Origin of the sequence: Myroides sp. N17-2 (assembly GCF_002286775.1) — a bacterium.
In the GTDB taxonomy this organism is placed as follows: Bacteria; Bacteroidota; Bacteroidia; order Flavobacteriales; family Flavobacteriaceae; genus Flavobacterium.
Genome location: NZ_NSGJ01000057.1, coordinates 1 through 24,404 on the forward strand (window position 1 = coordinate 1; position 24,404 = coordinate 24,404).

Below are 24,404 nucleotides of genomic sequence, written 5' to 3' on the forward strand. Positions count from 1 at the left end.
TACTAAAAACTCAGGTAAAATCATTTTTATAAACTCAATATAGTTTTCCACGTTTATTATTTATCATTACAAAGATCTGTAGTTTTTAATTCACACACAACTTTTGAGATTGATCCATTATTATATTTGTATAAATGAAGAACATCATTGAATACTATACAAGTAACACTATAAACACAATGAAAAATTCTATAGTTCTATTCTTATTCTTTATAATAAGCTTTAATACATTCAGTCAAGGAGTGAATCAAAGAGTAAATCCAAAAGATCAGAGGTATAAAGATATTATAAAGGAACTTGGCAATCCTTTAGATGGTAATCCTATTATGATTATTAATTATATGGGGGATAAAACAGGAAGTTATTTATGGTTCTTTAATCAACGTAAAGCTATTAAACCTAGTTATCTATCAGATAAACCAACAGATATTCTATCAGGAATATACATAGAAGACCACGGCGGTATGGTAGAAAAAATCACTTTTAAAGATTATGCAGAAGGATTAGCACAACCTGAATTTCTATTAGATTACTGCTTTGTGAAAGATTCAGATAAAGATGGCTCTCCCGAATTTTACCTTACTTACTTTATGAATTCTGATGGTTTAGATGCAAAGCCTTTAAAAGTTATCATTTACACTATGAAGCCAAACTCTTATACCTTCTACAAATCAAAAATAACAGCTTATATTCCTTATCAAGAAGAAGATAAATATTATACAGAAGAAGATACTAATTTTAAACAACTACCTACTCTTATAAGAAAACAAGCACAAGATATCCTCACTAAAATAAAACAGAAAGACATACTTTAACCAATGCTATACAAAAAGGGCAATCATCACTGATTGCCCTTTCTATTATTCATTATCGTCTTGTTCTTCTTCGTCATCATAAAAATCAAACCATTCTGCATCTTCAGTTAGTGATTTATCTGCGAACATATCTAATTGCTCTACAAACTCAGTAGCAAAATAAACTCGTTGTGTCTTTCCGATACTTTCTGACAAACGATGTAAACGTGGTTCTAAGCGATTTCTTAGCTGTAAATCGATATCATCAATAACATACATCTTTAATTGATTTACATCAAACCCTGCGCTTGCAAACATCTCATTTAATCTAGTAGCCGTACCTATTAAGATATCATTCCCTAATGAAAGTTGATTTTTATCCTCATCTAAGTCTGTATAATCGTGTACACCATATACTCTTAGATCCATATACTTAGTATATGCTTCAAAAACTTCTACTAAACGCTCTACTTCAAACTTATCTTTTACTACTATCAAAACTTTAGTAGCAATATCCTCCTCTACTAATTTATCAACACGCTGTATAGCTGCGATAATCATTGCAGTAGTTTTTCCTTGCTCTTTAGGTCCAAAAACCACTACATCTCTACCACTTTTTATAGTTCCAAAAGTTTTCTTTTGAAGTGTAGTTGGTTCTAAAAGCCCATTTCTCTCTAAGTTCTCTTGTAAAGTACTGTTTATCTTTTTTAATTTCATATTCTATTTATTTGCAAACATTTCGACATCTTGCTTCGAAACTTCTTTACCTCCTAATATTATTAATCTCTCTATTACATTTCTAAGTTCACGGATATTCCCAGTCCAATCATACTGTTTCAACAGCTCCATTGCCTCATCACTAAACACTTTTGTGACAGTACCTTGCTCTTTTGCTATCTGATTAACAAAATGCGATATTAACAAAGGAATATCATCTCTTCTATCATTTAAAGCAGGAACTTTAATCAATATAACTGCTAGTCGATGATATAAATCCTCTCTAAAGCGTCCTTCTGCTATTTCCTTTCTTAAATCTTTATTCGTTGCTGCTAATACACGAACATCTACTTTTAGATCTTTATCAGCGCCTATGCGCGTAATAACGTTCTCTTGTAATGCACGTAATACCTTAGCTTGAGCAGATAAACTCATATCACCTATTTCATCTAGAAAGATAGTTCCGTTATTTGCTTGCTCGAACTTCCCTGGTCTATCTTTTACAGCTGATGTAAAAGCTCCTTTCACGTGTCCAAATAACTCACTTTCTATTAATTCTGATGGAATAGCTGCACAGTTAACCTCTACTAGCATATTCTGCGCCCTACTACTTTGTAAGTGGATCTGATGAGCGACTAACTCTTTACCAGTTCCATTAGGCCCCGTGATTAACACTCTCGCCTCAGTAGGAGCTACTTTCTCTATAATATCTTTAATGTGATTAATAGGTTCACTATTACCTATCATCTCATATTTCTTATTAACTTTCTTTTTTAGAATAGTATTCTCTACTACAAGCTTACTAGTATCTAAAGCATTTCTAACTGTTGTTAATAGTCTATTTAAATCGGGTGGTTTCGAAATATAATCAAAAGCTCCAAGACGCATAGTATTCACTGCTGTCTCAAGATCTCCATGTCCAGATATCATCACGAATATTGTTTCTGGCTTTATTTTTTTTGCAGCCACTAACAATTCTTCTCCATCCATCTTAGGCATCTTGATATCTGAGATTACTAAATCATAGTCTTCTCCTGCTATCTTTTGCAAGGCTTCTTCTCCATTCTCTGCGGCATCTACTACATAATCTGATGATTCTTCTTCTAGTATTTTTACCAATACTCTGCGAATAGCAGCTTCATCTTCTACTATTAATATTTTCGATGTTTTACCCATATTTTATAACAAAAACAGTTAACAAACTAGTATTTAAGCCACTTGTAAAGTTCCTTCCACGAAGGTCGCTTTCCATACATCAGCACCCCAATGCGATATATCTTAGCTGCTACCCATACTACTAGTATAAATGTACTAAATAGTATTAAAATAGACACTATAACTTCCCACAAAGGTACACCAAAAGGTATTCTCATCAACATTACGATTGGAGAAGTAAATGGAATCATTGAAAAAACTGTCGCAATAGTTCCATGAGGGTCTTTCATTACTGTAAAAAAGCCAATATAAACTCCTAACATTAAAGGCAATAATATTGGTAGTAAAAATTGCTGTGTATCTGTTTCGTTATCCACTGCCGCTCCAATGGCAGCGTATAATGAACTATAAAGAAAATATCCTCCTATAAAAAAGATGATAAAATAAACAAATAACGATACTAAGGGTAAACTTAAGATTTCACTTACATAATTCTGTACATCTATCATTACTTCAGGAGATATCATTCCTCCTGTTGCTTCTATAGCCTCTGCTGCTCCTGCACCAGGCATTGCATTAATACCTAATACACTGCTCGCAATAGTTAAAAGAATTCCTCCTACTACTCCCCAAATAATGAATTGTAATAAGCCCGCCATAGAAGTACCTATTATCTTACCCATCATCAATTGAAATGGCTTTACAGACGAAATAATAATTTCTATAATACGATTAGTTTTTTCCTCGATTACTGATCTCATAACCATATTACCATAGATGATAATAAACATCATAATGAAGTAACCAAATAATCCGCCTATGATAATCTTAATCTCATTTAACCCCTTTACAGTAGCCTCTCCATCTGCTTTCACTAAACTAAGATTCACATCAGCCTTTGCTTTATCAATCACAGCCAAATCAATTCCGCTCTGTTCTAAATTTATATGTGTAATCTTATCTCCTAATAATAGCTCCACCTTACTCACAAAGCTTAAGCTAGGACTCTCATTAGAAATATATGTTACATTATTCTGATAGTCATCTACTTTCTCCGACTTTGGTATAAATAGAATACCTTCATACTTTTCTTCTTTTACTCCTTCTTTTAAGATATCTATATCTATTGCTGATAAATCTTGGTATTCAAAAGCTTCATTACTCTCAAATTGATTGATAAATAAACCGCTTTCATCGTGAATAGCAACCTTCTTGATATCTCCTTTCATACTGCTTAAATAAGCAATAAAACCTGTAAGAACAACAAAAAGCAAAGGACTCACAAAAGTCATTACAATAAATGACTTATTACGCACTTTAGCTATAAACTCTCTTTTTATGATTAATGATAATACACTCATATTACTTACTTACAGATTGAATAAATATATCGTTTACAGTTGGTAATTTCTCTACAAAATGAGTCACCTGTCCATTCATAGATAGAATATTCAAAAGCTCATTAGGCATTTTACTTCCTAAGTCTACCTCTAATTGTACTTCATTATTAAGTGATTTAAATTTAGCAGGAGTAAATTTAAACTGACTGCTCAATTCTAACATCAATCTCTCAACGTTACTACTAAGCACCCCCACTTGATAAAGATTAGTTCTATGCTCTCTTTTCACATCAACTAATTTACCTTCGATTAATTTATTTGATTTATTAATCAAAGCTATATAGTCACACATTTCTTCTACACTTTCCATTCTATGGGTAGAAAAAATAATGGTAGAACCCTTTTCTTTTAACTCAAGGATCTCATCTTTAATAATATTTGCATTCACTGGATCGAATCCTGAGAACGGTTCATCTAAGATTAGTAATTTGGGGTCATGTAATACTGTAACAACAAACTGAATCTTCTGAGCCATACCTTTTGACAACTCTTGAATCTTTTTGTTCCACCATCCTTTGATATCTAATTTATCAAACCAATAGTCTAGCTGACGTTTTGCTTCCGCTTTAGACAATCCTTTAAGTTGAGCTAAATACATTGCTTGCTCTCCTACTTTCATTGTCTTATAAAGCCCACGTTCTTCAGGCATATAGCCGATATCTTGAATATGTCTTGGATTAAGAGGTTGCCCATCTAGCAGGATCTGTCCTGAGTCTGGATAAGTGATTTGATTTATAATACGGATTAAAGAAGTTTTTCCTGCACCATTAGGACCTAGAAGTCCATATATTGTACCCTTAGGTACTGTGAGAGATACTTTATTTAATGCTGTTTTATCAGAATATGTTTTTACCACATCCTTAACTTCTAATATAGGTTGCATCAGTCTAAGTCAATTAATTTCTGTAAAAATAAGTAAATATTTGAGAACCCGAGAATGGGTAGAGTTTTTTTAGGTACTATATAAAAAAACCCAACCTTATTTGGAAAAATAAGGTTGGGAAAAATTGCTATGAAAAAGAAAATCCACTGTTTAATAAGTGTCCTACAAATGTATAACTTATTTTCAATTATGAAAACATTTCTCTTACTTTTTCAAAAAAAGATTTGTCATTCTTTGACGGAGTAGGCTTAAAGTTCTCATCTTCAAGCATCTTCTCGAAAAATTCTTTTTGTTCTTTGTTTAGTTTTTTTGGTGTCCATACATTAATATGTACTAGTAAATCACCATTTCCGTAACTGTTTATGCTTGGTAATCCCTTCCCTTTAAGACGTAAAATCTTACCAGACTGAATTCCTTCATCTAATTTGATACGCACTCGACCTGTTACAGAGTCTATTTCTTTATTTCCTCCAAGAGCTGCTTCAGCAAAACTAATGTATAAATCGTAGTGTAAATTATCACCTTCACGCTGTAATGTGTCGTGTTCTAATTCTTCTATCACTACTAATAAATCCCCAGCAATACTATTTTTACCTGGAGCTTCATTACCTTTTCCTGATACCTTTAGTTGCATTCCATCAGCTACCCCTGCAGGTATTTTGATTGATACAGTCTCATCACTTACCACCATACCTTCATGATCTGCACCTGCTGGCTTGTGATCCATTGTTTGACCACTACCTTGACAGCTAGTACATGGAGAAGCTGTTTGCATACGTCCGAATACAGTATTAGCTACACGCATTACTTGCCCTGTACCATTACATGTAGGACATGTCTTATAAGTAACTCCTTCTGCTTGAACTTTGCGTTTTACTTTTATTTTCTTCTCAACACCATTAGCGATATCTTCTAAAGTTAATTTCACTTTAATACGCAAGCTAGTTCCTTTCACACGACGTTGACCTCCGCCTCCGCCACCTCCGAAGCCACCAAAGCCTCCACCTCCGAATGCACTTCCGAAGATATCACCAAATTGGCTAAAGATGTCATCCATGTTCATATGACCTCCGCCACCTCCACCGAAGCCTCCTTCGAATGCTTGGTGACCATATTGATCATATCTAGCTTTTTTATCAGCATCACTTAATATTTCGTAAGCTTCTGCTGCCTCTTTAAATTTCTCTTCTGCTTCTTTATCTCCTGGATTTTTATCAGGGTGAAACTCTATTGCCTTTTTACGGTATGCTTTTTTAATAGCTGCTGCGTCAGCACCTTTATCTATACCTAATATTTCATAATAATCTTTTTTCATCTTTACTGTCTTTTACGTTTATTAGAAATATTATTGTCCTATCACTACTTTAGGGAAACGAATAACTTTATCCCCTAGTTTATATCCTCTTTCGATTACGTCTACTACCTTTCCTTTCATATCATCTCCTGCTGGAATTTGTGTCACAGCTTCTGACAAATCGGCATTAAACTCATCTCCTGCTTTAATCTCTACCTCTACTAACCCTTTACTTGACAGTGTATCTGTAAACTTAGTAGCGATTAACTTTATACCTGTAAGATGCTCACTTTCACCATGCTTCTCTAATTCGATAAGTGCACGATTAAAATCATCTAATATAGGTAGCATAGATAACATTACTCCTTCACTAGCAGTACTTAACAACTCTAAACGTTCTTTAGCAGTACGCTTTCTAAAGTTTTCGAATTCAGCAAATAAACGTAAGTTTTTATCTTTTTCGTTAGCCAACTGTTCAGTTAATACTTCCTCAACGCTCTTTACTTCATTCTCAACACCTTCTTGCGTCTCTTGTACTACTTCTTGTTGAATATCCTCTTGTTCTTTATTTATATCTTGATTCTCAGTACTCATAATTGTATATTTATTATTGTAATTATCTGCTATCTTCATAGCAAATCCTTTGCCAACTTCATATCTCTGTCAATATGACACGATATATCTAGTGGTTGGATCAACTACTATGATTTAATTTCTAACCTATATAATGAGAAAGAGGAAGCACCAGTATCACTAGGGCTTCCTCTTTCTTATTATTACCTCTACTATCAATCGCGTAGGATAAAATCATCTAATGCTTCTTCTAGTGTTTCAAATCTAAACTCAAAACCAGTATTTCTGATTTTACTGCTATCGACATATTGACCTTCTGTTACTAACATTACCTTTTCTCCTAAAGCTAATTTTATCAATCCTTCTGGAATAGCAGGTAGCCATATTGGTCTCCTCATTGCTTTACCTAAAATCTTAGTAAAGACACTATTCGTTAATGGCTGAGGTGCAACTCCATTATAGATCCCCTCTAATTGATGAGTTAATACATAAACGAACATCCTCACTAGATCATTTATATGTATCCAAGAATAATACTGTTTACCTGAACCTAGAGGAGCTCCTAACCATAGTTTAACAGGTTTTACCATTGTTGCTAACGCACATTCGTGCATATCCAGCACTAACCCGATGCGAATAAGGCTTACCTTTATTCCTAGTGATCTAAAAACAAGATTCCCCTCTTCCCAACGTTGAACAACAGTACCTAAAAAGTTATCAGCTTGTTTAAAGTGCTCTTCACTCTGTACATCATCTATATTACTATAGATTCCAATAGCTGAAGCGCCTATTAACTGTTTTACAGTATGCGAATTACTTGCTAATACCTTATGTAAAAATGCAGTAGGTATAACACGACTATCTAGGATTAGTTGCTTTCCTTTTGCTGACCAAGAATCTGCAATACTAGATCCAGCAAGATGAATTATAACTTCAACTCCATCCAAGCAAGCCAAATCAATCTCTTCTTTATAAGGATCCCAAACAAAGCCTTTCGCATTCTCTACTCCTTTTGAAGATAGTGAGCGAGTGAGGTAATGCACCTCATATCCTTGCTCTAATATAGCTCTACATACTCTACTTCCTATAAATCCTGTAGCACCAGTTACAAGTACTTTCATATAATTAAGTTTATAGCATACAGTTGCTAGTGAATACCTTGTTTACAGATTTAAAGTACTATTACTTTTTCTTCACTTTTAATGTCCATTCGAAGTTCATTACAGATACCTGATCTCCAGCCGTATTTCTACCTATACTTTTCATCCATACCGTAACCCCTTCTCCTGTGTCAATCGCTTTCTTTATTGCGTCATCTAAGACAGCTCCATCCTCGCAAGTAAAGAAAATACGTCCTGTCGCTTTTTTTGTAAAACTACTATTATTATTAGCAACTAACATAGAAATCTTCTCACCACTTTTGGCTATTTTTCGCATAACTAAAGCTCCCGTTGATAATTCAGCAGCCATCGCTTGTACAGCGAAGTACATAGACTTAAATGGGTTCTGATTTTTCCACCCATGCTTTACTGTTGTGATAGCCTTAACATCACTAACCTCTTTCATACGTACACCTGTCCAATAGGCAGATGGCAACTTAAAGAACAAAAACTTATTGATTTTAGATACGTTCAACTCCATATACTTTGATTTTTTCTAAATATACGAAAAATGTTTAATCTTTATAAAAATTCCCTAAAAGTTAATTCCTTGTTAAAAAACAGTACTATGCTATACAAAGTACCTTCCTTTAGATATATCTTTGCTATAACAAATAAGAACCCAATTTACTATGAATATAGAAAACACTAAAGCTCAAATGCGCAAAGGGATCTTAGAGTTTTGCATTCTATCTATTCTTAAAGAAAGAGATTGCTACACCTCAGAGATACTAGATGAATTAAAAAGCGTAAAACTAGTAGTGGTAGAAGGCACAGTATACCCACTACTAACTAGATTAAAAAATGACGACTATCTTGCCTATCGATGGGAAGAATCAAGTTCAGGTCCTCCTAGAAAATATTACAAACTAACTGAAATAGGAGAACAATTTTTAGATGAATTAGCTAAAACTTGGTATGAATTAGCAAATGCTGTAGAAGAAATAACTACTAAAAAACAAAACGATGAATAAGACACTTACAATCAATATAGCTGGATCAGTTTTTCACATTGACGAAAATGCATATCAAAAACTAGATCAATACTTAAAAGCAATCAAACGTTCTTTTCCAAAAGAAGAACAAGACGAAATCATACACGATATTGAAATCAGAATAGCAGAATTATTCTCTGAAAATATCACAGATGAGAACCAAGTAGTCACTTTAAATGATGTAGATAGAGTAATCTCTATTATGGGAAAACCAGAAGACTATATCTTAGATGAAGAAACTACAACTAGCAACAATACACAGTATATATACAACACTTCTAAAAAACTATATAGAGACGGAGATCGTGCTATGGTAGGCGGTGTATTAGCAGGGCTAGGTCACTACTTTAAAATAGATACAGTATGGATGAGAATTATCTTTATGATATTGGTCTTATTTTATGGTACAGGTGTATTATTATACCTTATCCTATGGATTATAGTACCTGAAGCAAAGACTACATCTCAAATATTAGAGATGCAACGTGAACCTATTAACATCTCTACGATAGAAAAAAAAGTAAAAGAGAATGTAAGTTATGTCACTGATAAAATCAACGGTATTGACTACGACAGTATTAAGCAACAAACTGCTAGGGCTGGTGAACGCAGTGGTAAAGTAGTGCTGAATATAATCGGTATAGCATTTATAGTTATTAGCGCGATGAGTATCTTCGCAGCGATTATTGCTATTTGCGGAGCTTGGATAAATAAAGATTTAATAATAGAATCTACAGGAAGAGAAATTCCTTTATTTATCTCTGGTATGTACCCTTATTGGATGAATATTTTATTGATAACTACACTTACTACGTTGCCATTCGTAGGGTTATTAATCATAGGATTGCGTATGGTCTACTCTAATATCAAGTATGTGATGGTTTCTATTATTGGTCTTATTGTGATCTGGTTTATTGCTTTAGGGTTATTTACTATACCGTTCTTAAATGCAAAGAATTATGAGGACTTTAATTATACGATAGAAACATCTTCTACAGAAAGATCAGATGATACAGAATTTAATTTTAGTGATGAGACAACTGCTTTAACCCTTAAGCTAGTTACATCAGAATATTTTAACTCTGATAAATCAACAACTGAAGGGTACGAAATAACTGATGTCAACTCACTATTACCAATAACAATAGAGATACTACCTACTTTCCAAAATGATATTTACGGAAATATGGAGGTACAAAACTTCATTAAAAAGTCATCTAAAAACGATATTATACAAATTGATATTGATTATGAGCAATTTGATAAAAAAGATAATACACTAATCATATCAAATGAATTACTATCTGAAAAGATAAAAGAAAAAGCATTTAAAAATGCTAAAGTAGCTTATACTATATATCTTCCTAAAGGAAAGAAAATCTACTTAAACGACGCTATTAAAGCATTAATTCCAACTCAAACGGGGTTAACTCCAGGAAATCACTGGTACGAGATGCAAGAGGATAGTACATTAAAATGCACTGATTGTTAATTTGCTAACTATGATTGCATTTATCCTTAAACTCGTAGATATTATAATATTGTTTTTTCAATCCTTATTATAAACGAAAGAGGCTGTCTTGATTAAGGCAGCCTCTTTTATTTATCTATTTTACATTTACTATTCCTTCTACAAACCCTTCTGGTATCAAATCTTCAGAACCTAATCCTTCATTAAATTTACTCAATACTTGTTCTAATACCTCTAGGTCCATTTCTTCATACTCACGTCTAAATTCTGGATCACGCATATCTATATCCTTATCCTTTACCCATCCATATTTCTTAAATATCTTCTGCGCCTCCTCTATCTTTTTATCTAGTAATATCTCCCTCTCTTTACTCGATAATTCAGTAGTATCCATATTCACCTCATCATTACAAGAGAGCATCAACACACTTATTCCTAAAAATAATACAACTCTAAATTTCATAGACAACAATAATTAAATTATTTAACAACTGAACAATTTGCACATATTTTAAGACAACAAGCGATAATACTACACTAATTGAACTAAAATAGCAGTACATAAATCTACATTAAATCATTTAAACTAACAACATAAAAATTGCTGAATAAAAAAAACGACTACCTCTCTCTGAAGTAGTCGTTCTTATATCTTTTTTATATGTATTGCTAAAGACTAACGAGATCCTGACTCGTTATAAGCATCTCTAACCATTTGTTCGTTTGCTTTAATAGCGAACTCTACACGTCTATTTTTTGCTTGTCCTTCTTTAGTATCATTAGATGCAACAGGATCAGCGATACCAAATCCATCAGTCTTCATACGATTAGCATTCACACCTTGACTAGCTAAATACTGTCTTACAGAAGCTGCACGTTTTTTAGACAAACTTAAGTTATACTCTTCTTTACCTGTATTATCAGTATATCCATAGATCTCTATATCCGTATTTTGATTCTCAGGATCCTTAAATACTTTAGTCAATTTGTCTAAGTTATCTTTAGCTTTTTGGCTTAGTGTAGAAGAATTCAATTCAAAAGTTACAGAGTTTTCACCTAAGATTAGTTTAATTCCCTCTCCTACTCTCTCTACTTGAGCTCCAGGCACAGTATTTTCTATCTGACGAGCTTGCTTATCCATTTTATTTCCGATAACACCTCCAGCAGCTCCTCCGACTACTCCACCTAGGATAGCACCTAAAGCACCATTACCTCCTTTACCGATATTATTACCTAAGATTCCTCCGATTATAGCACCGGCACCAGCACCTATGGCTGCTCCTCTTTGCGTTTTATTTGTATTTTTAGCTGCTTCACATCCTGTTAAAGATACTGAAGAGACTAATAATGAACCTGCTAATATAAATGTGGCTGTTTTTCTCATCTTGTTTTATTGTTTTAATCAGTTGACTAATTAGTTTTTAGTGAATCGGTAAGTAACGTCATAAGACTGTCCACCTGCGTAGAATTTATCAACTAAATCAAATGTAGTAGCTGTTTGATTCTTTACGCGTAATGAATAACCTGTAGTAACATTTTTCGCTTTCACACCTTCATCTACGAATTTAAATTCGAAGTTTCCATTCGGAGTAATAGTCCATTTAAAATCACTCGCAAAACTAGGACAATCTCCACCTTTAGTAAGCTCCACTGCTCCTGTATTGTTATTAGAAACGAATTTCCACTGGCTACGAACAAAACATTGTGCATCTGCAATATTAAACGAATTTACTTTTACGAACTCTCCACCGACGTGTTTAACATCAGTCAGTGTCCAGTTACCTTTAATCCCCACTTGAGACTTTGTGTCCATCGTAGGTTTACACGACGCCACAGCTAAAGCCATTGCACCAAATAATACTAGTTTTTTCATAGGTTTTTATTATTGTTATGTTCATTCTAAATTGAGTATTACCAAAGTTACAAATAAATAACGTACTCTCTAGTTTTCTGCCAAAGTGACACTCTTACTGCTTTGGTATCTTTTTTGACCTTACAACTCTGTAAAAATATTAAAAAATCAAATAACATTAAACATACGACTATGACATCTGGAAAAATTAACGTTACAGTGGAAAACATATTTCCACTTATTAAGAAGTTTCTTTACAGCGATCACGAAATTTTTTTAAGAGAGTTAATATCTAATGCTACTGATGCGACATTAAAGCTTAAGCATTTAACTACTATCGGTGAGACTAACGTAGAATATGGTAATCCTATCATCGAGGTTAAAATAGACAAAGAAAATAAAACACTACACATCATCGATCAAGGTCTAGGAATGACTAAAGATGAAGTAGAAAAGTATATTAACCAAGTAGCATTCTCTGGAGCTGAAGAGTTCCTTGATAAGTATAAAGACTCTGCTAAGGATACAGGTATCATTGGACACTTTGGTCTTGGATTTTACTCAGCATTTATGGTTGCTGATAAAGTAGAGATTATCACTAAATCATTCAAAGACGAACCTGCTGCTCACTGGACGTGTGATGGTAGTCCTGAATATACTCTAGAAGATTCTGACAAAACAGACAGAGGTACAGAAATCATATTGCATATAGCAGAAGATTCTTTAGACTTCTTAGAAGACTATAAAATCACTGAATTGTTGACTAAATACAACAAGTTTATGCCTGTGCCAATTAAGTTTGGTACTCATGAAGAAGGTGAAGGTGATGATAAAGTAGTGGTAGATACTATAATCAACAACCCAAATCCAGCTTGGACTAAACAACCTGCTGATTTAACAGACGAAGATTATAAAAACTTCTACCGCGAGATGTACCCTATGCAGTTTGAGGAGCCATTGTTCCACATTCACCTTAATGTAGATTACCCATTTAACTTAACAGGTATCTTATACTTCCCTAAGTTATCAGGTGATATGCAAATGCAAAAGGATAAAATCCAACTATACCAAAACCAAGTATTCGTAACGGATAATGTAGAAGGTATTGTTCCTGACTTTTTGACAATGTTAAAAGGGGTGATTGACTCTCCAGATATTCCTCTAAACGTATCTCGTTCTTACCTTCAAGCTGATGGTAATGTGAAAAAGATAGCGAACTACATCACTCGTAAAGTAGCTGATAAATTAAAATCTTTATTCAACGAGAACAGAGAAGACTTTGAGAGCAAATGGAATGATATCAAAATCGTATTAGAATATGGTATGTTATCAGAAGAGAAGTTCTACGAAAAGGCAAGCTCTTTTGTACTTTACCCTACGGTAGATAACAAATTCTACACTATAGAAGAATTAAAAGAAGCTACTAAAGACAACCAAACTGACAAAGATGGTAACTTAGTCATTCTATATGCTTCTAATAAAGATGCTCAACACAGCTATATCGCTGCTGCTGAAGAGAAGGGATATAAAGTACTAATCTTAGATTCTCCTATCGTATCTCACCTAATCCAAAAATTAGAGAGTGATAACGAGAAAATGACTTTCGTCCGTGTAGACTCTGATCACATCAATAACTTGATCAAAAAAGAGGAAAACGAAATCTCTAGACTATCTGAAGATGAACAAAAATCACTTCAAGAAATTGTAGAGAACATCGTACCTAAAGATAAATACACTGTGAAGTTAGAAGCATTAGATAGTACATCTGAACCATTCATCATCACACAACCTGAGTTTATGCGTCGTATGAAAGAGATGAGCCAGTCAGGTGGTGGAGGTATGTTCGGTATGGGTAACTTCCCTGAGATGTATAACCTAGTAGTGAATACTAACTCTCCTCTAGCCTCTAATATCATCGGTAACACAGATGAAGCGACTAGATCAGAAAGTATCAAACAAGCAATGGACCTTGCTAAACTATCTCAAGGTTTATTAAAAGGTGAAGAGCTTACTGCCTTCGTTAAAAGAAATTTCAACAACTTGAAATAAGAAAATACTAATACTTAAACGCCCATAACAGTGATGTTATGGGCGTTTTTTGTTTTAATAAATAGTAAATTATCATCTACCTATTTTATCTATCATATCTAAATTTACATTTTAGTAAAATATTTTTTAATCATTTTCTAAACAACTATACTTAAAATACAATACAAACGTTTTTAAAAAACACAAAATAATTATACAAAAATAACCTAATACATGAATTGACTAAAATTGTCTCACTAAACCACCTCCAATCTTATTTGTAATTGTTAAATATTAATTAAATATTAACTAAGTTTGGCGTTGATAAATTAATTAAACCAAATCAATTATGAAAAAACTAGTTTACCTATTTTTGCTTTTATTTACTATAATGAGTTGTAGTAATGATGACAACAACACTAAAGAAGTAACAAAAAGAAAAGTAGAAACGAAACTACAGCTTACTGCTTCTAAGGCTTCTATTTTTGTAGGAGAAGAAGTTGTATTCACGACTAAGAATGACAAAGGGGAAGCTGTTAACGCAGAAGTCCTAATAGGCGGTGCTACTATCACCCCTACTTATACCTTTACTAAAGCAGGTACTTATGTTATGAGAGCCATCCTTAAAGGGTACGAACAGAGTAATGAAGTCACTGTTAAGGTAGAAATGAGTACATTATCACTACGTATTAGTCAACCAAAAATCACAGCCGGTGAGAAAGTAATCTTTGAAGTATTTAACGGAGAAAAAAATGTAACCAAAGATGTGAAAATCTATCAAGAAGGTGTAGAAACAGCTTTAAAAAGCAATGAATTTACAACAAAAAAAGATGGTGATTATACTTTCATCGCAAAGGCTGAAGGATATAATGATAGTAAACCAGTAAGCTTAACAGTATTAGAAGATCCTGCTCCTTATGGAAACTTCATAATCCTAAACGGTGACAAATTCGAAATTGATAGATTTAATCTAGAACTAAATGTTATCACCGTTAATGGTAAATTAGTACCTGAAGTTTTTAAAACAGCACAAGGTGAGTTAGCGAACCAGTACTCTTTAATTATTAGTAATAAAGCAAATGATAAAGCTAAGAAAAGCTATATATTCATTGACTTCTGGGTAGTTAATCCTAGTATTAAAGCAGGTTCTGACGGTAAAATAACAGACTATGGTACACGTGTTTTACCTAGTACTAAAGCAAAAGTTATCCTACGTTATGTATATTCATCAATCGTAGGGTACGAAATATCAGATATGTTTAGTAATCTTAATGAAACTGATTTTAAATTTAGAAATGCTACTTTCTCAGATGTTCTAGATAAAAAACAATACAATGGTAAAGCAGAAATAATGTTTAACTACAAATCTGATGTGAAAAATGCTAAAAACACTGGTAAGACTTTAGAATTCCAGTTCAACGCAGATACATATTTAAAAGAAAATGTAAACGATAAATAAGACTAAAACTAAGCTATTGATAAGGTAATAGTCAAATATCCATTATACAATCTAATTTTCTTATCCTAAAGACCTCAACACGATAAATGTTGAGGTCTTTTTTTTCTTTTAAATAGTATATCTACCTAGACTACCCCAACATAACATTTCACGTTATACACTATAGACTACCCCTCATTCAAAAACGACCTATTAATCACTAGCACATCCTCTCCTATACATCACAATACTAACCAAGACCACAGCCCCAGCATACATTAACAGATTACTGTTTATCACTTCTTAATTCCACTACTAAGCTAGTCGTAGATTACCTATCAATACGAGAAGCATTGCTCGACTAATATTTCTCAGAGCGACTATTTACGGCGAATACTCGAGCAACTGTCGAGAAGCTTAGCATAGGTACTGACTCCTGTTGGGATTGAGAGGGGTATGAGAAAAAACACAATAGACACAAAATAACATAACAACCTACAAACAAGTGTTTTACATTTTTATCAAGTCAAAAAAAACGTAGTATGTTTTTTATGTTTTTTTGTCAAAAACGTCCAAAACAAGGTATATTGAAAAAAAAGAGATGATGAAAGGTTCTTTTTACGCTTTAAAACAGTCCAAAAAAACTTAAAAATAAAAAAGAGGTATGTGTTTTTTGATAAAATGACATTTGACACATAATCATAACTTGAGTTCGAGTGAAGTCGCAATAGTGATAGTGTGTTTTAACCCACATTCCGCATTAGCCAAATACTACAAAACAATTCTACCTTATAGCTCTTTCATTAGCTCTAAAACCATACTATAGTATGCTTTAATCGCTAATTCAGACCTATTTTGTATAATTACTTTTCATTTATATGTCTATTGCGTATTATGGGTTTAAGGGAACTTTTTTGTACCTTAGAGCAAGTGAGTAAATAGGTGATATTTAATTTCTTTAAGAGTGTCGTGTACTGATAATGGACAGACATTTGTCCTAGACTGCGTTAAAAATAATAGCTACCTTTGCCTCGTAAAAAGTGATAAAAATGAAAGAACAAAATACAGCAAAGGGTGTATTCCTAGTTGCTATTGGGGCTTCAAGCTTCGGGATGTTAGCTTCGTTTGTAAAACTGGCGTATGCACAGGGATACACTACAGCAGAGGTAACATTATCTCAGGTATTAATCGGTCTATTCTGTGTGACAATAATCAATATGTTACGCAAAAAATCTACAGATGAAGCTAAGGCCTCATCTAAAGACATTAGACAGTTAATCTTAGCAGGTACTTCTATGGGATTCACTTCTGTGTTATACTATATGGCAGTAAGCTATATTAATGCTTCTATCGCAGTAGTCTTATTAATGCAATCTGTGTGGATCGGTATCGTACTAGACAGTATCGCTACAAAGACCTTCCCTAATCTTTTAAAAATAGTATCTGTTGTATTGATTTTAACTGGAACAGTATTAGCAACTAACATATTAGCTAGTGAGATAGAACTAGATATTAGAGGAGTAATCTTTGGATTCTTAGCAGCTTGTTCTTTTGCTACTACACTATTTGCATCAGGGCGTATCGCTAATCACTTGGCAGCACCTAAGCGAAGTATGTTCATGTTATGTGGAGCAGCAACTATCGTATCAATCTTCGTAATCGTAACGCAAATAGGGCCTAATAACTCAGAAGTAATGATGAGTTTCTACCAACAATTCTCTGATAACACAACAGGAATTAGAGACTTTGATTGGAGTATATTCTATGGTTGGGGGATTGTATTAGCGTTATTTGGTACAGTATTACCTCCTATCTTCCTTAATATGGGATTCCCATTGACAGGAGTAGGATTAGGAAGTATCATCTCTTCATTAGAGTTACCTGCTTCTGTGACAGTAGCATTTTTCGTATTAAATGAGAAAGTAATCTTTATCCAATGGATGGGTATCTTACTTATTCTAAGTGCTATCGTACTAATGAATAGCTCATTGATTTTTAAAAAGAAAAATAAAGAAATAATGGAGTAACCTCCTTATGTTGTTTATATTATATGCAGTCCTTTCTCATAATGAGAAAGGACTTTTTTTGTTCTATAAATTATGATTAACGAAGTATTGATCTACTCCTTCCAATAATAACTATCAGGATAGATACGCGCACCGAAAATAGCAGTACCTACTCTAATGATCGTTGCCCCCTCCTCTATCGCTATTTCAAGATCGTGACTCATTCCCATAGATAATTCGTTCATCTCTACATTAGGAAGGTTTAATGCTATTGCCTCTTGTTGGATGCGTTTTAACAACTGAAAACATGGGCGTACTAAACGCTCTTCAGTACTGAATAGCCCTATAGTCATCAATCCCTTAATATGTATCCGGTCATAAGTAGCCACTTCCTTTATAAAAGCAATTGCTTCTTCAGGTGCCACACCGAACTTGCTATCTTCAGCAGAAGTATTGACTTGAATTAACACCTCCATCGTTCTAACATCTCGTTCTAATAGCTGTTGTAATTTCTCTACTACACTAATACGATCAATAGACTGTATACAGCTAGTGCCATACTTTAGAATATCCTTAATCTTATTCGTTTGTAGATGCCCTATGAAGTGACGAGTACAGTTATTCGTACCTATTCCCTCATACTTATCTCTAAGTTCCTGTACTTTATTCTCCCCTATAAGAGGATAACCTTGCTCTATTGCTATCTTTATTTTATCAGCGTCTACAGTCTTTGTTGCTAGTAATAACTTTACCTCATCACGAGAGCGATTAGCGTGTTGACAGGCACGGACTATCCGTTGTTCTATTACTTTTAGATTCTCTATTATCGTGTTTTCCATTTTATTCTCTTTTAAAAAAATGATATCCCTAAGATTGCGGTTAAGGGATATCATTAGCCTCAGAATTAGCGTTAAGCAATTCTAGGTTAAACTAAACAACAGTATGATTAAATTCTATAATATCAAACTGTGTACTGCAAATGTAATGATACAATCTATCAATAGTATAGCACAGATTTAATAATATAGACTAGTCCAGTCTTAACTAAATATACAAATCACTGTAAACAGTGATTTTAAGAAGTAATCTATAAATTAATGCCAATAAGAGAAAATATTAATCAATACTTCTTTATTTTTACCACTCATAATACACAATAAAAACAACTATGATTAAAAAGATTTTTTCATTAGCAATATTATTCTCTACACCTATGTTTAGTCAGGTAGCTAGAGATACTATTTGGGTAGATAGCTATGACTATATAGTACCTAAGAAAGACGCCGAATCTTTTAAAATTGCTAAAGCAATTAAAGGAAATAATATACTAAAGTCTATAGAAGTCTATGAGGCTAAAACTAATAAATTAGAGAGTAAAGGGAGTGGTAAATTTCAAGGAGATAGTGGAACTGTACTATACTCAGGAGATGTACAATACTTTAATAAAGAAGGAAAAGTCAATGCTACTTATACATACGATGAGAATAATATGATCACTAAAGCAGTGACTATAGATCCTCGTAATGGAAAAGTATATACATGTACTTATTCTGATAGCAATAACCTAAATAACGGTATTGCATTCTATGATTGGCAAGGAGTATATGTGTATGTAGAATCTGAAGATGGTGTGTACAAATCATACAAAATTATCAATCCTAAGAATGATAAGAATGAACTAGTATATGAGTTTGATGACAGTAATGTACTAATAGGAGAAAAATACTATAATGAGCAAGGGCAACTTACTCACCAAGGAACGTATAACGAAGGACTTATGTATAATGGTGAGGCGGTAACTCCTAACTACAAAGACTTCTCTATCATCTCTGTCTCTAAGTATAAAGATGGGGTATTAATGAATACTACTTCTTATTATAAAAATGGAAAAGTAAAAGGTACGGCTGTAGTAACAGGTAATGTAACTAAGGAGGTATACTTCGACCAAAATGGTAAGCAATTAGGTACTTATACAAGTAAATTAGAAGATGATGGATACACTACCTATCAAGATGGTACAAACTACTATTTCAATATGTATGGTGATAATCCAGATGAACTATATGCTATCTATCACTATAAAAACAATGCTGTTCTAAAAGTAGAAGATTACTATGTAGCCCCTAATAAAAACACTATAAAATCTATCACGTATAATAATGATAGTAATGCTACGCAAAAAATAGAATACTTTAACGAGGATGGTTCTTCTAAAGGGCAAATCATCTATAATGAAGATGGATATACTCCTAAAGAGGGTACTGTATTTGAAGGAAATGTATCTAGTGTTTATAAAAATAGTAAGCTAGTAGAGAGAACTGAGGTATACTCTAATGGTAAACCATTTGAAGTAACGAAGAATAAAGTATCTGTATTCTATGATATGAAAGGAAAAGAGCTAGGTAGAGTTACTTTTAAAGAAGATCCTATGTATAGTTCTATTACCTACATCACGGGTACGAAGTATTCTATCAGTAATGATATGATCTCTGAAGTTACTAAATATGATAAGGAACAACTAGTATACCAAGCAAATTATGAAACTACTAGTGGTACATCTGTTATATCTTCAGAGTCATTCTATACCAACAGCTATTTAGCTAAAGAGATAGAATATTATTACCCTAATGGTAAAAAATCAAAAATAGCTATATACAACCCTAATTCGTACTCATATAGTCCATCTAAAGAAACTTACTTTGACAATACAGGTAAGGAAATAGGAACATTTGATCACGTAAGTCAAACAGGTACTAAAGTAGAGTTCTCTTATGACAAGCAAATCGTCTCTATAGAGAAGTTTAATGAAGGACAACCTATCTCTAAGAAAGGATATACATTAAAAGTAGATGCTCCTACTAGTGGTAACTCTTACTTTTTACAGTCTGATATTGATTATAATAAACAAGGGAAGTTCTATAACGAAGAAGGAAAAGTTATAGCTACTGCTACTTATAAAGAGGGAGCTCCTTACGAGGGGACTGTTCATATTATAGACTCTTATTATAATACAGAAACATTCTATAAAAAAGGATTAAAAGTAGGTAAAGAAACAACTAAGTACTCTAGTAGTGATGAGATTATCTCTATTAACTACTATAGTAATGAAGGGGAACTTACTAAAATGGAGTCTTATGAGAATAATACATTAACAAGTTCTGCAGAGTATCAAAATGATGTACAACACGGTACGACTACTTACTATGACAAAAATGGTGAGGTACTATCTACTTTAGTATATGATCAAGGGTACGCATCTGACGGTATATTAACATCGATAGGATATGATCAATATACTACTAGTGAATATGTAGATGGTAATATCAAAGAGAAAAAAGTATACACCCTACAGGATGATGGTAATTCTCCTAATATTTTAGTATTAGAAGAGATATTTACAGATAGTTCTACATTTAGAAGAAGCATATTTGATAAAGAATCAGGAGCACCTGTATATAAATACGGGCTTACTGAAAGTAACTTAGATGGGTTATATCAATACTTCGAAAATGGCAAGGTGAAGTATCAAGGTACTTTTAAAGAAGGAGCCCTAATCGATGGTACCGTTGCAATTATAGATCTTAATTACGATGCATATAATTACTATGAGACAGCAGATACTACTCACACTGTAATCACAAATAAAAAAGGGACTTACTTACTTTCTATCTTCGACAAGGATAACAAAGAAACGTTCAAGATGGAAACTAAAGTTAAAAAAGGAGATCCTACTTTAAATCCGTTAGCAAATAAGAAAATATCTGTAGATAACTTATTCCCAAAGAGTGAGTTTAACGTAACTGATTACTATGGCCAATATTCTGACTATGCTGTAGAAGCTACAGCAGCTAGTGAGGCGGCAGCTGATGCAGCTACAGCGGTAGCAGCAGACGCTTATTACGAATAAGACTATTCTTATCAATATTTAAATCCCAAGTGTAATGCTTGGGATTTTTTGGTTATTACAACTTCCTTTTTTAAAAACAACCTAAACTATTTTGATATAAATATTAATTTTATTAATTTAGACTTCAATAAAGTTTAACAAAATATCTATTTATATAAACAATATGTCAATTAAGCCTAAACTTCCTATACATTGTCCGAGTTGTGAAAGTCAGCTAAAGGTAACACAGCTTTCGTGTGAAAATTGTCAGACTGTGGTCAATGGAAACTTCCCTTTACCCCTGCTGTTACAGCTGAGTAAAGAGGAGCAAGAGTTTATCCTAGCATTCTTTCTGAGTAGTGGAAGCCTTAAACAGATGGCTCAACAGATGAATATCAGTTACCCTACTGTCAGAAATAAACTAGATGATATAATCACACACATTCAACAACACCAAAAAGAAGAATAACTAACTATTAACCAACCAACATTATGACAAAAAACTATATTCTAAAACCGTTTGAGATAGTACAGGAAAAGACATTACTACTTAGTGGTTTCCTTATAGGAGTAACTTTTTGTATCATTCAATTATTTACTCAAACGAGGTCTATCGCTATTCTCAAACAAGTATCTTTAAAATCAGCACCTATCCTTGTGCAGACTTTAGCAGACTTTGTTATTACAACAACCATTATGACTATGGCACTCTTTATATTAGGGAAGATTATCAATAACAAAACACGTTTCATAGATATCTTAAACACAGTATTAATAGCAAGAATATGCTTAGATTTAGGTGTTCTTTTTGACATAAATGGTTACTTCTCTAACATCTCTAATTTATTAATAGAAAATATTAGCAATCCTGAGACATTACTAATAACGCATCGCCCACAGATAATCTATATGACTATCGTATCACTCAGCGCTATATTCTTATTAGTAGCTTTTGCTTATTATATATACCAAGGGTTTAAGACAGCTACACATCTAAAAACGAAAACTCCTATAATAGCTTTTATTTTGGTCATACTAATCGTAGACATACTCACTCGTTTTATTACTAGACTCTATTAATCTATACCTGTATATTATGAAAAACTTATTTTACACTCTACTAATTGGTCTTGTAACTCAATTAACCTTTGCACAAACTCTTGTTCAAATAGATGCTGAAATAGATGGAGATCTATACTTAGCAAATAAAGACAGTAAACAATTAGCAATTATAATAGCAGGTTCAGGACCAACTAATAAAAATGGTAATAATCCAGGAGGAGTTAAAACGAACTCTTATAAATACTTGGCACAAGACCTAAAAGAGAATGGTATCAATACATTCACGTATAACAAGAGAATATTTGCTCAAATGAAGAATCAGAATATTAATGAGGCAGATATCAGATTTGAAGACAATGTAAAGGATTTAGAATTGGTCATTGACTATTTTAAAAAGGATTATCCTAGTATTATATTGATTGGTCATAGTGAAGGTGCGTTAGTAGCTACGCTAGCTAGTCAAAACAACAGTGCAGTCTCTAAACTTATCTCTCTACAAGGTCCAGGAGAGCCTGTTGACAAAATATTATACAAGCAACTAACTGCCAAAGCTCCATTCTTCGCTAAATCAGTAGAGGACATTCACGCTAAACTAAGAAAAGGAGAACTAGTAGATAGTATTCCTCCTATGTTAAACGGTCTATATCGTCCATCTGCACAACCTTATCTAATATCGTGGATGAAGTACTCTCCTACTGAAGAACTAAAAAAAGTGAAGCAACCTATCTTAATCCTTCAAGGAGATAAGGACTTACAGGTGACAACTGATCAAGGGGATATGCTAAAAGCTGCAGTACCAACAGCAACGCTAGTTACTCTAAAAAATATGAATCACGTACTGAAAACAGTGGTAAAAGACGAAGAGAATCTAGCGTTATACACTAAACCAGATATACCTCTTCACGCTGAACTAGTACCTACTATTGTCCACTTTATAAAGAAATAATATGGACACTTACACGATATCATTCATTATTACAGCACTTCTCTTTTTTGGAATAAGTTTTATTGTTACCCCTAAAACTGCGAAATATTTGTTAGCAGGATACAATACTATGAGTAAAGAAAAACAAGAACTCTATGATATAAAGAACATAGTGCGAGTACTAAATAATTCACTTAGAATAGCTGCTTTAATAGTCTTGATAGGTACAGCACTATATGTATGGTTAGAGCTAAAGATTATTATAACTATTTTCGTCATTTATCTACCTATTGCATTTCTATTAGGGGCAAATATTTATACTAGAAAGAGGTATTCTACTGATCCTATAAAGGCTTATGACATCATTATGCCAATAGCAGTATTAATCTTCATAATAGCCATCACATTATGATACCAACAGAACTAATCGTATTCGCTAGTTTATATACTGTACTAGGACTAATAGTACCCTACATAAAGACTATAAATAGCATCATCGGATACCGTACACATCGGGCGATGAAGAATCAACGCAATTGGGAATTTGCACAGAAATACAGTGGCAAGTGTTTTCTTTATCTAGGAATAGGAACAGTAATCTATGGTATTATAGCTTACTTTCTATCTGACTACACAGACCGACTAGGTAAACTCTATTTCTTACCAATGATTATTGCACTAGCTTTTATTATTTATAAAACAGAACATGGATTAAAGAAATTAGAACAACCGATATAAACACAGCCTATTAGAGCTTAGCTATTC

General features: G+C 33.2%; 24 protein-coding genes. 12 read left to right on the forward strand and 12 right to left on the reverse strand.

Annotated features, from left to right (window positions below):
* The first annotated feature begins 179 nt into the window (after positions 1-179).
* Positions 180-815 (forward strand): hypothetical protein, encoded by a 636-nt coding sequence (locus tag CF599_RS17180; RefSeq protein WP_121967219.1) that lies wholly within the window; start codon positions 180-182, stop codon positions 813-815.
* Positions 816-860: 45 nt separating this feature from the next.
* Here the strand turns inward: CF599_RS17180 and CF599_RS17185 are convergent, their stop codons facing one another.
* From CF599_RS17185 to CF599_RS17220, 8 genes are all read right to left on the reverse strand, one after another.
* Positions 861-1,511, reverse strand: coding sequence for a DEAD/DEAH box helicase (locus CF599_RS17185; RefSeq protein WP_121967191.1), 651 nt, complete (start codon positions 1,509-1,511; stop codon positions 861-863).
* A gap of 3 nt (positions 1,512-1,514) precedes the next feature.
* Positions 1,515-2,687, reverse strand: coding sequence for a sigma-54 dependent transcriptional regulator (locus CF599_RS17190; RefSeq protein ID WP_121967192.1), 1,173 nt, complete (start codon positions 2,685-2,687; stop codon positions 1,515-1,517).
* A 26-nt stretch (positions 2,688-2,713) separates the two neighbouring features.
* Positions 2,714-4,027 carry an ABC transporter permease gene (locus CF599_RS17195; RefSeq protein ID WP_121967193.1) on the reverse strand — a complete coding sequence of 438 codons (1,314 nt, stop codon included), beginning with the start codon at positions 4,025-4,027 and terminating at the stop codon, positions 2,714-2,716.
* Position 4,028: 1 nt separating this feature from the next.
* Positions 4,029-4,949, reverse strand: coding sequence for an ABC transporter ATP-binding protein (locus tag CF599_RS17200; protein WP_121967194.1), 921 nt, complete (start codon positions 4,947-4,949; stop codon positions 4,029-4,031).
* Between the two features lie 187 nt (positions 4,950-5,136).
* Positions 5,137-6,264 carry a molecular chaperone DnaJ gene (gene dnaJ, locus CF599_RS17205; protein ID WP_121967195.1) on the reverse strand — a complete coding sequence of 376 codons (1,128 nt, stop codon included), beginning with the start codon at positions 6,262-6,264 and terminating at the stop codon, positions 5,137-5,139.
* A 30-nt stretch (positions 6,265-6,294) separates the two neighbouring features.
* Positions 6,295-6,876 (reverse strand): nucleotide exchange factor GrpE, encoded by a 582-nt coding sequence (locus CF599_RS17210; RefSeq protein WP_121967196.1) that lies wholly within the window; start codon positions 6,874-6,876, stop codon positions 6,295-6,297.
* Between the two features lie 155 nt (positions 6,877-7,031).
* Positions 7,032-7,937 (reverse strand): TIGR01777 family oxidoreductase, encoded by a 906-nt coding sequence (locus CF599_RS17215; RefSeq protein ID WP_121967197.1) that lies wholly within the window; start codon positions 7,935-7,937, stop codon positions 7,032-7,034.
* 61 nt (positions 7,938-7,998) lie between these two features.
* A complete protein-coding gene (locus tag CF599_RS17220) occupies positions 7,999-8,457 on the reverse strand; it encodes a DUF4442 domain-containing protein (protein WP_121967198.1) in 459 nt (152 codons plus the stop codon).
* Between the two features lie 151 nt (positions 8,458-8,608).
* Between CF599_RS17220 and CF599_RS17225 the strand changes: the two genes are divergently transcribed.
* Both CF599_RS17225 and CF599_RS17230 read left to right on the forward strand, forming a co-directional pair.
* Complete coding sequence (locus CF599_RS17225) at positions 8,609-8,950, forward strand: PadR family transcriptional regulator (protein ID WP_121967199.1); 342 nt, start codon at positions 8,609-8,611, stop codon at positions 8,948-8,950.
* On the forward strand, positions 8,943-10,463 hold the full coding sequence (locus tag CF599_RS17230) for a PspC domain-containing protein (protein WP_121967200.1): 1,521 nt from the start codon (positions 8,943-8,945) through the stop codon (positions 10,461-10,463). The genes CF599_RS17225 and CF599_RS17230 overlap by 8 nt, the downstream gene beginning before the upstream one ends.
* Before the next feature lie 115 nt (positions 10,464-10,578).
* Here the strand turns inward: CF599_RS17230 and CF599_RS17235 are convergent, their stop codons facing one another.
* The 3 genes from CF599_RS17235 to CF599_RS17245 form a co-directional block, all read right to left on the reverse strand.
* Entirely contained in the window at positions 10,579-10,905 is a 327-nt protein-coding gene (locus CF599_RS17235) for a hypothetical protein (protein ID WP_121967201.1), read from the reverse strand.
* A gap of 213 nt (positions 10,906-11,118) precedes the next feature.
* Entirely contained in the window at positions 11,119-11,826 is a 708-nt protein-coding gene (locus CF599_RS17240; RefSeq protein ID WP_121967202.1) for an OmpA family protein, read from the reverse strand.
* A gap of 30 nt (positions 11,827-11,856) precedes the next feature.
* On the reverse strand, positions 11,857-12,315 hold the full coding sequence (locus CF599_RS17245) for a lipocalin family protein (RefSeq protein WP_121967203.1): 459 nt from the start codon (positions 12,313-12,315) through the stop codon (positions 11,857-11,859).
* 171 nt (positions 12,316-12,486) lie between these two features.
* On the opposite strand from CF599_RS17245, the gene htpG reads away from it, so the two are divergent.
* The 3 genes from htpG (at position 12,487) to CF599_RS17265 (ending at position 17,787) form a co-directional block, all read left to right on the forward strand.
* Complete coding sequence (gene htpG / locus CF599_RS17250; protein WP_121967204.1) at positions 12,487-14,343, forward strand: molecular chaperone HtpG; 1,857 nt, start codon at positions 12,487-12,489, stop codon at positions 14,341-14,343.
* A gap of 328 nt (positions 14,344-14,671) precedes the next feature.
* The gene (locus CF599_RS17255) at positions 14,672-15,781 is read left to right on the forward strand and encodes a hypothetical protein (RefSeq protein WP_143824832.1); all 1,110 of its coding nucleotides are present in this window, start codon (positions 14,672-14,674) and stop codon (positions 15,779-15,781) included.
* A 1,028-nt stretch (positions 15,782-16,809) separates the two neighbouring features.
* Complete coding sequence (locus tag CF599_RS17265) at positions 16,810-17,787, forward strand: DMT family transporter (protein ID WP_121967206.1); 978 nt, start codon at positions 16,810-16,812, stop codon at positions 17,785-17,787.
* 92 nt (positions 17,788-17,879) lie between these two features.
* On the opposite strand, the gene CF599_RS17270 is transcribed toward CF599_RS17265, so the two are convergent.
* Complete coding sequence (locus CF599_RS17270; protein ID WP_121967207.1) at positions 17,880-18,605, reverse strand: YggS family pyridoxal phosphate-dependent enzyme; 726 nt, start codon at positions 18,603-18,605, stop codon at positions 17,880-17,882.
* 329 nt (positions 18,606-18,934) lie between these two features.
* Between CF599_RS17270 and CF599_RS17275 the strand changes: the two genes are divergently transcribed.
* The 6 genes from CF599_RS17275 to CF599_RS17300 all read left to right on the forward strand — a co-directional run bounded on the left by CF599_RS17275 (position 18,935) and on the right by CF599_RS17300 (position 24,377).
* Positions 18,935-21,673 carry a hypothetical protein gene (locus CF599_RS17275; protein WP_121967208.1) on the forward strand — a complete coding sequence of 913 codons (2,739 nt, stop codon included), beginning with the start codon at positions 18,935-18,937 and terminating at the stop codon, positions 21,671-21,673.
* A 163-nt stretch (positions 21,674-21,836) separates the two neighbouring features.
* Positions 21,837-22,121, forward strand: a complete 285-nt coding sequence (locus CF599_RS17280; protein ID WP_173835571.1) for a DUF2089 family protein — start codon at positions 21,837-21,839, stop codon at positions 22,119-22,121.
* Positions 22,122-22,144: 23 nt separating this feature from the next.
* On the forward strand, positions 22,145-22,732 hold the full coding sequence (locus CF599_RS17285; RefSeq protein WP_121967209.1) for a hypothetical protein: 588 nt from the start codon (positions 22,145-22,147) through the stop codon (positions 22,730-22,732).
* 16 nt (positions 22,733-22,748) lie between these two features.
* Positions 22,749-23,660, forward strand: coding sequence for an alpha/beta hydrolase (locus CF599_RS17290; protein ID WP_121967210.1), 912 nt, complete (start codon positions 22,749-22,751; stop codon positions 23,658-23,660).
* 1 nt (position 23,661) lies between these two features.
* Positions 23,662-24,051 (forward strand): DUF3784 domain-containing protein, encoded by a 390-nt coding sequence (locus CF599_RS17295; protein WP_121967211.1) that lies wholly within the window; start codon positions 23,662-23,664, stop codon positions 24,049-24,051.
* Positions 24,048-24,377 (forward strand): SdpI family protein, encoded by a 330-nt coding sequence (locus CF599_RS17300; protein WP_121967212.1) that lies wholly within the window; start codon positions 24,048-24,050, stop codon positions 24,375-24,377. The genes CF599_RS17295 and CF599_RS17300 overlap by 4 nt, the downstream gene beginning before the upstream one ends.
* The last annotated feature ends 27 nt before the right edge of the window (positions 24,378-24,404 follow it).

Bases quoted from the DNA above. Each gene is read 5' to 3' on its own strand.
- htpG (WP_121967204.1), top strand. From the start codon at position 12,487: ATGACATCTGGAAAAATTAACGTTACAGTGGAAAACATATTTCCACTT.
- CF599_RS17290 (WP_121967210.1), top strand. From the start codon at position 22,749: ATGAAAAACTTATTTTACACTCTACTAATTGGTCTTGTAACTCAATTA.
- CF599_RS17190 (WP_121967192.1), bottom strand. From the start codon at position 2,687: ATGGGTAAAACATCGAAAATATTAATAGTAGAAGATGAAGCTGCTATT.
- CF599_RS17220 (WP_121967198.1), bottom strand. From the start codon at position 8,457: ATGGAGTTGAACGTATCTAAAATCAATAAGTTTTTGTTCTTTAAGTTG.
- CF599_RS17255 (WP_143824832.1), top strand. From the start codon at position 14,672: ATGAAAAAACTAGTTTACCTATTTTTGCTTTTATTTACTATAATGAGT.
- CF599_RS17280 (WP_173835571.1), top strand. From the start codon at position 21,837: ATGTCAATTAAGCCTAAACTTCCTATACATTGTCCGAGTTGTGAAAGT.
- CF599_RS17210 (WP_121967196.1), bottom strand. From the start codon at position 6,876: ATGAAGATAGCAGATAATTACAATAATAAATATACAATTATGAGTACT.
- CF599_RS17300 (WP_121967212.1), top strand. From the start codon at position 24,048: ATGATACCAACAGAACTAATCGTATTCGCTAGTTTATATACTGTACTA.
- CF599_RS17235 (WP_121967201.1), bottom strand. From the start codon at position 10,905: ATGAAATTTAGAGTTGTATTATTTTTAGGAATAAGTGTGTTGATGCTC.
- CF599_RS17265 (WP_121967206.1), top strand. From the start codon at position 16,810: ATGAAAGAACAAAATACAGCAAAGGGTGTATTCCTAGTTGCTATTGGG.
- CF599_RS17270 (WP_121967207.1), bottom strand. From the start codon at position 18,605: ATGGAAAACACGATAATAGAGAATCTAAAAGTAATAGAACAACGGATA.
- CF599_RS17285 (WP_121967209.1), top strand. From the start codon at position 22,145: ATGACAAAAAACTATATTCTAAAACCGTTTGAGATAGTACAGGAAAAG.
- CF599_RS17200 (WP_121967194.1), bottom strand. From the start codon at position 4,949: ATGCAACCTATATTAGAAGTTAAGGATGTGGTAAAAACATATTCTGAT.
- dnaJ (WP_121967195.1), bottom strand. From the start codon at position 6,264: ATGAAAAAAGATTATTATGAAATATTAGGTATAGATAAAGGTGCTGAC.
- CF599_RS17275 (WP_121967208.1), top strand. From the start codon at position 18,935: ATGATTAAAAAGATTTTTTCATTAGCAATATTATTCTCTACACCTATG.
- CF599_RS17195 (WP_121967193.1), bottom strand. From the start codon at position 4,027: ATGAGTGTATTATCATTAATCATAAAAAGAGAGTTTATAGCTAAAGTG.
- CF599_RS17215 (WP_121967197.1), bottom strand. From the start codon at position 7,937: ATGAAAGTACTTGTAACTGGTGCTACAGGATTTATAGGAAGTAGAGTA.
- CF599_RS17230 (WP_121967200.1), top strand. From the start codon at position 8,943: ATGAATAAGACACTTACAATCAATATAGCTGGATCAGTTTTTCACATT.
- CF599_RS17180 (WP_121967219.1), top strand. From the start codon at position 180: ATGAAAAATTCTATAGTTCTATTCTTATTCTTTATAATAAGCTTTAAT.
- CF599_RS17295 (WP_121967211.1), top strand. From the start codon at position 23,662: ATGGACACTTACACGATATCATTCATTATTACAGCACTTCTCTTTTTT.
- CF599_RS17225 (WP_121967199.1), top strand. From the start codon at position 8,609: ATGAATATAGAAAACACTAAAGCTCAAATGCGCAAAGGGATCTTAGAG.
- CF599_RS17185 (WP_121967191.1), bottom strand. From the start codon at position 1,511: ATGAAATTAAAAAAGATAAACAGTACTTTACAAGAGAACTTAGAGAGA.
- CF599_RS17245 (WP_121967203.1), bottom strand. From the start codon at position 12,315: ATGAAAAAACTAGTATTATTTGGTGCAATGGCTTTAGCTGTGGCGTCG.
- CF599_RS17240 (WP_121967202.1), bottom strand. From the start codon at position 11,826: ATGAGAAAAACAGCCACATTTATATTAGCAGGTTCATTATTAGTCTCT.